The organism is Rhodococcus sp. NCIMB 12038, from assembly GCF_002165735.1.
GTDB lineage: Bacteria > Actinomycetota > Actinomycetes > Mycobacteriales > Mycobacteriaceae > Rhodococcus_F.
Genome location: NZ_NHML01000008.1, coordinates 143,173 through 152,403 on the forward strand (window position 1 = coordinate 143,173; position 9,231 = coordinate 152,403).

A 9,231-nucleotide genomic window follows, 5' to 3' on the forward strand; every position below is an offset into this window, starting at 1 on the left:
CCGCGGGCCCCGATTCGGGATCGCCCTGCGCGGGTAACCTCCCGCCATGAATGCCGCGGACAGCCCCCGCTACCGGAAGATCGTGCTCACCGTGGACGGCGAGGAACGGACCCTCGACGTGGACACCCGCACCACCCTGCTCGACGCGCTCCGCGACCACCTCGGGGTCACCGCGCCGAAGAAGGGCTGCGACCACGGTCAGTGCGGATCGTGCACCGTCCTCCTCGACGGCAGGCGTGCCACGTCCTGCCTGACGTTCGCCGTCGCCCACGACGGTGCCCGCGTCGTCACCGCGCACGGTCTGGCCGACGGCGACGTGCTGCATTCCGTTCAGCAGGCGTTCGTCGAGCAGGACGGACTGCAGTGCGGCTACTGCACGCCCGGTCAGATCTGTTCGGCAATCGGCATGTTGGACGAGTTCCTGGCCCTGCAGCCGAGTGCCGTCACCGAGAACCTGACCGCTCCGCCCGAACTCACCGACGACGAGATCCGGGAACGGATGAGCGGGAACCTCTGCCGGTGTGGCGCCTACCCGAACATCCTCGCGGCGATCCGGCAGGCGGCGGAGGCGTGATTCCCTTCGATTACGAGCGGGCCACCGACGTCGACAGCGCCGTCGCCACCGTCACGGCCGACCCACGGGCGGCGTTCCTCGCCGGGGGCACCAACCTGGTGGACCACATGAAACTCGGAGTGGCGGGGCCGCATCTCCTCGTCGATGTGAGCCGACTCCCCCTCGACGGCGTCGAGGCACTTCCCGACGGCGGGCTTCGCATCGGCGCCGCGGTCCGCAACAGCGACCTCGCCGCGCACGACGTGGTGCGGGCCCGGTACCCGATGCTGTCGCGCGCGCTCCTGTCCGGTGCGTCGGGACAGCTGCGCAACCTCGCGACGACCGCGGGAAACCTGCTCCAGCGGACGCGCTGCGTGTATTTCCAGGACGTCACGACGCCGTGCAACAAACGCGAACCCGGCACCGGCTGTTCCGCACTCGGTGGTTACGTCCGCCATCACGCCATTCTCGGTGCCTCGGAGCACTGTGTCGCCGTGCATCCGTCCGACATGGCCGTCGCGATGACGGCCCTCGACGCGGTCGTGGTGGTGCGTGACACCGGCGGGGAACGGCGGATCCCGCTGCGCGAGTTCTACCGGCTCCCCGGGGACCGGCCCGACCGCGACACCGTCCTGCGGCACGGCGACCTCGTGACCGCCGTGGAGTTGCCCCCGCCGCCCGCCGGGAACCGGTCCGCGTACCGGAAAGTGCGGGACCGGGCGTCCTTCGCGTTCGCCGTTGTGTCGGTGGCCGCCGAACTGACCGTCGACGACGCGTCGATCACGTCGGCGCGGGTCGCGCTCGGTGGGGTCGCACACCGGCCGTGGCGCGCCACACGCGCCGAGGAGGTCCTGCTCGGGTCGCCACCCACGGAGGACACATTCACCGCGGCGGCCGAATCGGAACTCGCCGCTGCACAGCCGCTTCCGGGCAACGAGTTCAAGGTCGTGCTGACCCGCCGGGTACTCGTGTCGGTACTCCGGTCACTCGCCGAGGAGGCGCACCGATGACGCTCGTCGAGCCGAAAGTGATCGGAACCCCCGCCGAACGCCTCGACGCCCACGACAAGGTGACCGGGACGGCGTCGTACGCGTACGAGCACACCGTGGCCGACCCGACATATCTGTACCCGATCCTGTCGACGATCGGCCGCGGCCGGGTCACTGCCATGCACACGGCCGACGCGGAGGCCCTGGACGGGGTGCTCGCGGTCCTGACGGTGTTCGACGCGCCCCGTCTCGCGGACACCTCGGACGGGGAACTGACGATCCTGCAGGACCCCGAGGTCCACTTCCGCGGCCAGTTCGTCGGCGCGGTGGTCGCCGAATCACCGGAAGTCGCCCGGCACGGTGCGGGCCTCATCCGTGTCGACTACGACGAGGCACCCCACGACACCGACTTCCGTTCCGACCGAGGCGATCTGTACGCCCCCGACGACGTCAACGCCGGGTTCCCGACCGACACCGACGACGGCGATGTCGAGGCCGCACTCGCCGCCGCAGCGGTCACGGTCGATCAGGTGTACTCCACCGCGATGGAACACAACAATCCGATGGAACCGCACACCACCATCGCCCGGTGGACCCCGGGCGGCAGCGGACCGGTTCTGACACTGCATGATTCGACGCAGGGCGTCCATTCCGTGCGGCAGACCCTGGCACCGCTGTTCGGACTCGAAGTCGAACAGGTGCGGGTGATCGCCCCGTACGTCGGCGGCGGGTTCGGGTCGAAGGGACTGCCGCACGCGCACAACGTGCTGGCGGTGCTGGCGGCCCAGCGGACGGCCGGACGGCCGGTGAAGTTCGCGCTGACCCGGCAGCAGATGTTCGCCCTCTCCGCGTATCGCACCGCCACGGTGCAGCCCATCCGGCTCGGCGCGGACGCCGACGGACGGCTGACCGCGCTCTCCCACGAGGCGATCGAGCAGTCCGCGAAGATCAAGGAGTTCGCCGAACAGTCGGCGGTCCCGTCGCGGATGATGTATTCCACGCCGAACCGGCACACCGCCCACCGTCTAGCGGCCCTCGACGTGCCCGCCCCCTCGTGGATGCGTGCGCCCGGCGAGACGCCGGGCATGTTCGCGGCCGAGGTGGCGATGGACGAACTGGCCGTGGCCTGTGAACTGGATCCGGTCGAACTGCGGATCCGCAACGAGCCCGACGTCGACCCGAGTTCGGGCCGCCCGTGGTCGGGTCGACGCCTCACCGACTGCCTGAGGGAGGGCGCCCGGCGTTTCGGGTGGGCCGACCGCGACGCGACGGCGCGGTCACGGTCGAACCCGGAGTGGCAGGTGGGGTTGGGCGTGGCCTCCGCGACGTACCCCGCGAACACCACGCCGGGATCGGTGGCCCGGATCGTGTACGAATCCGACGGCACCTACACCGTGCAGATCGGTTCGGTCGACATCGGCACCGGGGCGTGGACGGCGCTCACCCAGATCGCCGCCGATGCGCTGGGGTGCCCGCTGGACTCGATCGTCCTGCAGATCGGTGACACGAACCTTCCGCCGGCGACGGTCGCCGGGGGCTCCACGGGAACCACGTCCTGGGGCAGTGCGATCGTTGCGGCGGCCCGCGCGTTCCGGGACCAGTACGGCACCACCCCGGTCCCGGGTGCGGAGGCGAGTGCGGGGACCCTCGACAATCCCGACGCCGAGAGGTTCGCGCTCCATTCGTTCGGCGCCCATTTCGTGGAGGCGCACGTCCGCCGCGACTCCTGCGAGATCCGCGTCGAACGCATGCTGGGCGTGTTCGCGATCGGCCGGGTCGTCAATGCCCGGACGGTGCGGTCGCAGCTCATCGGCGGCATGACGATGGGGGTGTCGATGGCTCTGCACGAGAGCAGCGTGAACGACCCCCGGTTCGGCCACGTCGTGACCCAGGACCTGGCCTCCTATCACGTCAGCACACACGCCGACATCAGGTATCTGGACGCGGTGTGCCTCGACGACGTCGACGAGCACGCCGGTCCGATGGGGTCGAAGGGCGCCGGAGAGATCGGCATCGTCGGGGCCGCGGCCGCGGTGGCGAACGCGGTGCATCACGCCACCGGGGTCCGGGTGCGGAAGGTGCCGATCCATCTGGACGATCTGCTGCCGGGGTGACCGGCCGGGCTACTGCACGCCCCACGCCTGTGCGAGGGAGGTACGCAACTGACCTTTCATCGCGCGGATCTTCTGGATGTCGGTGGCCTTCGGTGCGAGTCCGTCGAGCACGAGTTCCATGAAACGACGGCGGTTGACGCCGAATCGTTCCAGCAGTTCCGCCGCGCTCGCACCGCCGAACGGCGCCCATTGAATCGCGAAACTGATCATCCAGCGCGCATCCGAGCTCACCGAGTGCATCTGCGCGAGCAACTCGCACCGGCGCAGCGCCAGGCGCAGCCATTCGGTGCCGAACGCTTCTTCCGGTTCGCCCACGGTCTCGGTCGCCACGGCGGTCATCGCGGATCACCGGAGCGGACGGCGAACACCGGCAGTTGTTCCGCCGTCGACGCCGGACGGAACTCGACCCGGACCGGGCAGTCGGACGGTGCCGGGATGTCGCCGTCGATCCAGGTGTACACCCACGGACCTTCGTCGAGTTCGACGATCGCGATCGTGCAGGGGGCGCGGCCACGGTCGATGCCGCTGTGCCCTCGGTCGACCACCTTCGAGGACACGATCGACCCGACTCCGCAGGACGGGACCCGCTCGAGGTTCGAACCCTGGCAGGCGGAGCACGTGGCCATCAACGGCGCGAGCAGGGTCGTGCAGTTGAGGCACCGCTGGATCATCAGTTCGCACTTCTGTGCGATTCCCTGCCAGCGGGTCATGTTTTCGGTGGTCACGCCGTCACCCCCACGAGATCCTGCCCCACCGCGTCGCATGCCACATGTTTCCCCCCGGTCCACTCGAGACACCGGTCGGCGGTGTGCACCCGACGGAGCGTCGGGGGCAGTGGAAGTTGGGGGTCGGGCTTTCGGTGCATTCGGGGATCAGTGGACATCGGGGGCCTCGGTCTGGAGCCGGAGTGGGGGACGTGTATGAGCATCCCGTCCGCAGCGCGGAAGTACAGCGGCTGAACTACCCGGAGACATACCTATTTCGCCCCGCGCGGGTGCCTGGTCAGGGGTGCGGGTCCTGCGCGTGTTCGACGATCCACGCCGCGATCTGGGTGCGCGACGTGAAACCCAGTTTCGCGAGAATGTGCTCGACGTGCCCCTGCGCCGTGCGCTGGGAGATGACCAGCCGCGCCGCGATCGCCTTGTTGGTCAGCCCGTCGGCGACCAGTTCGGCCACCTGCGATTCGCGCCGGGTCAGGTGCGTCGTACCGTTCGACGACGCCGCGGCGTCGGGTCGCCGCTCGTCCAGCGCGAGCCCGACCGCGTCGTCGAAGGACGTGTGGATGCCGTGGTCGAACGCCGCGTCGAACGCGCGGTCCCCGATCACGGCCCGTGCCTGCTGCTCACATTCCGCGTGGTGGACGAGCAGGTTCGGGTAGACGGTGCTCGGGTTGCCGACGGTCCGTGCGACGGCCGCCGCGGCACCCATCAGTTCGGCGGCGTTCCGGGCCCGGCCGGAGCCGACGGCCACCCACGCGAGCACCTCGAGGGCCCCGCAGGCGCTGATCCGGTCGTCCACCAGATGCGACAGCCGCAGTCCCTGCTTGACGTAGTCGTCGGCGAGGGCGAGGTGCCCGCGCTGCCATGCCGCCATTCCCGCCGCCCACAGCGACCAGCCGCGATACACCGATTCGCCGTGGGCCTCGGTGAGCGCGAAGATCTCGGATCCGCACATCTTCGCGACCGCACCGTCGCCCTGCATGCCGCTGACCAGCGCCACCCCGAGCAGTCCCCACGTCAGTTGGAGCAGGCTGCCCCGGTCGCGGAACACGGGCAGGGCCTCCTCGAAGCATGCCCGCGCCCGCGGCAGGTCGCCGGCGAACATGGCGCAGCACCCGGCGGCATGCATCACGAGGGCGCCCAGGACCGTGTCGCCGTTCCGTTCGGCGAGGACGGCCCCCTCGTCGACCAGTGCCTTCGCGGCCTCCCGGTCGCCGTGCATGCCCGCGAGCACGCTGTCGACGTACAGCGCCTCGATCCGTTCCCGGCTCGCGCCGCCCGGGTGTCGTCCCAGCAGTTGCCCGAGCCAGCGGCGCCCCTCGCGGAGCTGTCCCCGGGCACGCCAGTACGGATACAGTGCGGCGGCGGTCCGCAGTCCCGGTTCGGACTCCCCCGGCTCGGTCAGGCAGAAATGCAGCGCGGCCCGCACGTTCAGCTTCTCCGCGTCGAGCCGGCCGATCCACATCACCTGCCGGGGTCCGATCCATTCGGCCTCGCACCGCACCACCAACTGCTCGTACCAGTCGCGGTGCCGCCTCCGCAGCGACACGAGCTCGCCGGTCTCCTGCAGTTTCTCCCGGCCGTAGTCGCGCACCGTCTCGAGCAGGTGGTACCGCACCGCCGGCCCGACCTCTTCCCGGATCAGGATCGACTTGTCGATCAACGACGCCACCACGTCGAGGACGTTCTCGACGGGCAGGTCGCCGGCGCAGATTCCCTCCACCGCGTCCAGTTCGAAGCCGCCCGCGAACACCGACAGCCGCGCCCACAGCTCGCGCTCCTCCTCGGTGCACAGTTCGTGACTCCAGTCGACGCACAGCCGCAGAGTCTGCTGGCGGCTCGGCGCACCCCGCGACCCCACCGTCAGCAACCGGTAGCGGTCGGTCAGTCGCTGCAGGATCTGTTCCGCCGACATCACCCGCAGCCGCACCGCCGCCAGCTCGATCGCGAGCGGCAACCCGTCGAGTTGGCGGCAGATCCGGGCCACGGCCACATGGTTCTCTTCGGTGAGTTCGAACTCCGGCACCGCGGTGGCCGCCCGCTCGACGAACAGCGTCACCGCCTCGTACTGCGGCAGGGCCTGCAGGGAGGTGCGTTCGGGTTCCGGCACCGTCAGCGGCGGCACCCGGAGCACCGCCTCCCCGCCGATCGCCAGCGGTTCCCGGGTCGTCGCGAGGATCCGTAATTCCGGGCAGCTCCGCAGCAACGTCTCCGACAGCGCGGCGGCCGCGGCGACCACGTGCTCGCAGTTGTCGAGTACCAGTAGCAGTTGCCGGTCGGCGAGGTACTCGGTCAGCAGCACTTCCGGGTTCCCCGTGCGCTGCTCCCGCAGTCGCAGCGCTGACGACACCGCGTCGACGAGTGTGGTGTCGTCGTCCAGTTCCCCCAACTCGACCAGCCACACACCGTCCTCGAAGGCGCGGCTCGCATCGGCGGCTACCCGTAACGCAAGCCGGGTCTTCCCGACACCCCCGATCCCGGCGAGAGTCACCAGACGGGACACGGACAGCAGGCGTCGCGCCTCGGTCACCTCACGGCGACGGCCGACGAAACTCGTCAGTTCGTGGGGCAGGTTTCCCACTGTGCCCTTCACTGCCGCCGGCATCACACCGTCACTCTCGACTCGCAGCCCCCTGCGCACACGGTACTCCCGGTGCGCGGGGGCAACGCCGCTTTCGGCTGCGCGTCCGCGAGTCTCGACGGACCCGCGATCACCGCGTCCAGCGGGTGGGCGCCCAGCGGCCGGTGTAGGACCGGATGCGGCCGGCGCGCCGGGGCTGACGCAGCGCGCCGGCCTCGGTCAGGCTGTGCGGGATCATCGCGATGCGCGTGCCGTCGACCACGTATGCGGCGCCGGTGACGAACATTCCGGCCGGCGCACACAGATACGACGCCACCGCCGCGACTTCCCGGTCGTCGGGGCCGGGCGCCGCGAAGTCCGGTTCGACCGCGGGCACCACGACCGAATTGACGGTGATCGAATAGCGCGCCAGCTCGGCGGCGAGCAGACCGGTCAGCCCGCCGAGACCCGACGAGGAGGTGGTGACGTTGACGATTCGTCCGCCCCCGCCGCCGGCGATCATGTACCGCACGGCGCGCTGGATGCACTCGACGGCCGTGCTGCCGGGGCAGCTGACGAGGACGCCGATTCCGCCCAGGTCCCGGGCGAACTCGTCGACGGCGGCGGCGGAGCCGGGCAGGTCGGCCAGATCCATGCGCTGCACGGCCGCGCGCACCGATCTGGTTTCGACGTCGGCGGCCGTGGCTTCGGCGCTGTCCCGGTCCGCGGCGTACGCGAGGCCCACGTCGAATCCGTCGTCCGCGAGCGCCAGTGCGACGGCTCGGCCCATCGGCGAATCAGATCCCGTCACGACTGCGGTGCGTGTGCTGGGGTGCATGGCTTCGGAATACCCCCTGGTAGATCCGCTCAAACTCTCAACATTTTCGGACTGCGCACGGGCAGAACACAATCCGGCGACGAGCCACAGGTGGCCCGCCGCCGATCGAGACCCCGCCGGGTCAGCAGTTGGACGGTGCCGGGTCGCCGCGGAAGCGGGCGTCGAGGTAATCGAGGGCGGTCGGCAGGCCCAGGACGGCCGTGGTCAGGTGATCGGGACTCGGGAAGAGGTCCGACTGCACCTTGGCGCCCGCGGCGCAGTACCGGGCGATGGTCGCTTCGATCGAATCGACCGGGATGAGCACATCGGTCGGGCTGTGCCATTCGAAGATCGGTGCGGTAGGAACGCCCGGGTACAACTCGACGCTGTTCTCGTTCAGCACCTCCCAGGCCTGCGGACTGCTCATCAGGTCGGTGGTCTTGGCGACCTCCGTGGCGCTGCGGCCGGCGCCGGCCGCGAGAATGCCGTTGGTGCACGCGTTGACCATCTCGTCGCGCATCGCCAGTCCGCGGTCGTTGAGCTGCTCGCTGATCGGGAGCTTGTCCGGGTACTCCCGCTCGAGTCCGAGCGCCGCCGCCATCGCGAGACCGAACGCCGGATGCGGTTGCATGCCGAGACCGTTGGCCATCTTGCCGATGTTCATGGGCACACCGCCCTCGGCGACGCCGACGATGTTCAGTTCCGGGGCGTACGTCGGTGCGAGTGCCGCGGCCCACGCCGAGGCCATGCCGCCGCCGGAGTACCCGGCCAGCGCGACCGGGCTCTCCGCCACTGCCAGTTCCGGCACCCGCTGGACCGCGCGGATGCCGTCGAGCGTGATGGTTCCGCCGAGCCGGGCGGCGCCGTAGGCACTGTTCGGGCCGAGGTGGTCGGGCAGCGCGACGGTCCAGCCGCGCTGCAGTGCCAGGTTCAGTGCCGGTGCCTCCTTGATCTGGAGGTCCGGGTCGTTCGAGTACAGCGTCCGCGACGGCGCGCATCGCGGCCCGAGCGCGTTGATGATGTGCTGATACGACAGCAGCGGCCCGTTCACCGGCCGGTTGCGCGGCACCAGCACGGTGGTCACCGACGCGATCGGGTGGTCCTCCGAGTTGGTGGTGCGGTACTTCACCTGCCAGACGTCGGTGTCGGGGAAGGCCAGCAGCGGCGGCATGGGACGGACCGCGAGCGGCTCCCCGACCGCGGCCTCCGCCAGACCCTGTGGCTGCCCGTAGAACGGATCGGGGTCGGAGGCGGGATAGATCGGCAGGGCGGCGGCGACTCCGGCGTTCGCGATCGCGGTGCAGGCGACGAAAGCGGCACACAGAGCGCTCGCGGTGAGGCTCGTGATACGTGAGCGCTTCATGTCGCCTCCTGTTGTGGGTAGAGATCGATTGTTACCGAGTTCGCAGGAGATATCGCGATTCGGGCCCGCCCGTTACTGCACTGCAATCGACGGCGGGCCCGCCCGCAACGAAAACG

Annotated in this window: 8 protein-coding genes; 3 read left to right on the forward strand and 5 right to left on the reverse strand. The window is 70.1% G+C overall.

Going from position 1 to position 9,231, the window contains the following annotated elements:
- The first annotated feature begins 46 nt into the window (after nucleotides 1-46).
- Genes CA951_RS14160 through CA951_RS14170 form a run of 3 tightly spaced genes read left to right on the forward strand, consistent with a single transcriptional unit; the run spans nucleotide 47 to nucleotide 3,656 of the window.
- Nucleotides 47-574 (forward strand): 2Fe-2S iron-sulfur cluster-binding protein, encoded by a 528-nt coding sequence (locus CA951_RS14160; RefSeq protein WP_087557427.1) that lies wholly within the window; start codon nucleotides 47-49, stop codon nucleotides 572-574.
- Nucleotides 571-1,563: a xanthine dehydrogenase family protein subunit M gene (locus tag CA951_RS14165; RefSeq protein ID WP_087557428.1), complete on the forward strand. Its 993-nt coding sequence runs from the start codon at nucleotides 571-573 to the stop codon at nucleotides 1,561-1,563. Before CA951_RS14160 ends, CA951_RS14165 begins: the two co-directional genes overlap by 4 nt.
- A complete protein-coding gene (locus CA951_RS14170; protein WP_087557429.1) occupies nucleotides 1,560-3,656 on the forward strand; it encodes a xanthine dehydrogenase family protein molybdopterin-binding subunit in 2,097 nt (698 codons plus the stop codon). Before CA951_RS14165 ends, CA951_RS14170 begins: the two co-directional genes overlap by 4 nt.
- 9 nt (nucleotides 3,657-3,665) lie before the next feature.
- On the opposite strand, the gene CA951_RS14175 is transcribed toward CA951_RS14170, so the two are convergent.
- From CA951_RS14175 to CA951_RS14195, 5 genes are all read right to left on the reverse strand, one after another.
- A complete protein-coding gene (locus tag CA951_RS14175; protein ID WP_087557430.1) occupies nucleotides 3,666-3,995 on the reverse strand; it encodes a hypothetical protein in 330 nt (109 codons plus the stop codon).
- Nucleotides 3,992-4,381 (reverse strand): Zn-ribbon domain-containing OB-fold protein, encoded by a 390-nt coding sequence (locus CA951_RS14180; RefSeq protein ID WP_087557431.1) that lies wholly within the window; start codon nucleotides 4,379-4,381, stop codon nucleotides 3,992-3,994. The genes CA951_RS14175 and CA951_RS14180 overlap by 4 nt, the downstream gene beginning before the upstream one ends.
- A 277-nt stretch (nucleotides 4,382-4,658) precedes the next feature.
- Nucleotides 4,659-7,016, reverse strand: a complete 2,358-nt coding sequence (locus CA951_RS14185; RefSeq protein WP_087557432.1) for a LuxR C-terminal-related transcriptional regulator — start codon at nucleotides 7,014-7,016, stop codon at nucleotides 4,659-4,661.
- Nucleotides 7,017-7,086: 70 nt separating this feature from the next.
- Entirely contained in the window at nucleotides 7,087-7,773 is a 687-nt protein-coding gene (locus CA951_RS14190) for an SDR family NAD(P)-dependent oxidoreductase (RefSeq protein ID WP_087557433.1), read from the reverse strand.
- Between the two features lie 121 nt (nucleotides 7,774-7,894).
- Nucleotides 7,895-9,115, reverse strand: a complete 1,221-nt coding sequence (locus tag CA951_RS14195; RefSeq protein WP_087557434.1) for a lipase family protein — start codon at nucleotides 9,113-9,115, stop codon at nucleotides 7,895-7,897.
- Nucleotides 9,116-9,231: the final 116 nt, after the last annotated feature.

Excerpts from the sequence above, each read along its gene's own strand:
- CA951_RS14160 (WP_087557427.1), top strand. The coding sequence starts at position 47 with ATGAATGCCGCGGACAGCCCCCGCTACCGGAAGATCGTGCTCACCGTG.
- CA951_RS14170 (WP_087557429.1), top strand. The coding sequence starts at position 1,560 with ATGACGCTCGTCGAGCCGAAAGTGATCGGAACCCCCGCCGAACGCCTC.
- CA951_RS14175 (WP_087557430.1), bottom strand. The coding sequence starts at position 3,995 with ATGACCGCCGTGGCGACCGAGACCGTGGGCGAACCGGAAGAAGCGTTC.
- CA951_RS14190 (WP_087557433.1), bottom strand. The coding sequence starts at position 7,773 with ATGCACCCCAGCACACGCACCGCAGTCGTGACGGGATCTGATTCGCCG.
- CA951_RS14195 (WP_087557434.1), bottom strand. The coding sequence starts at position 9,115 with ATGAAGCGCTCACGTATCACGAGCCTCACCGCGAGCGCTCTGTGTGCC.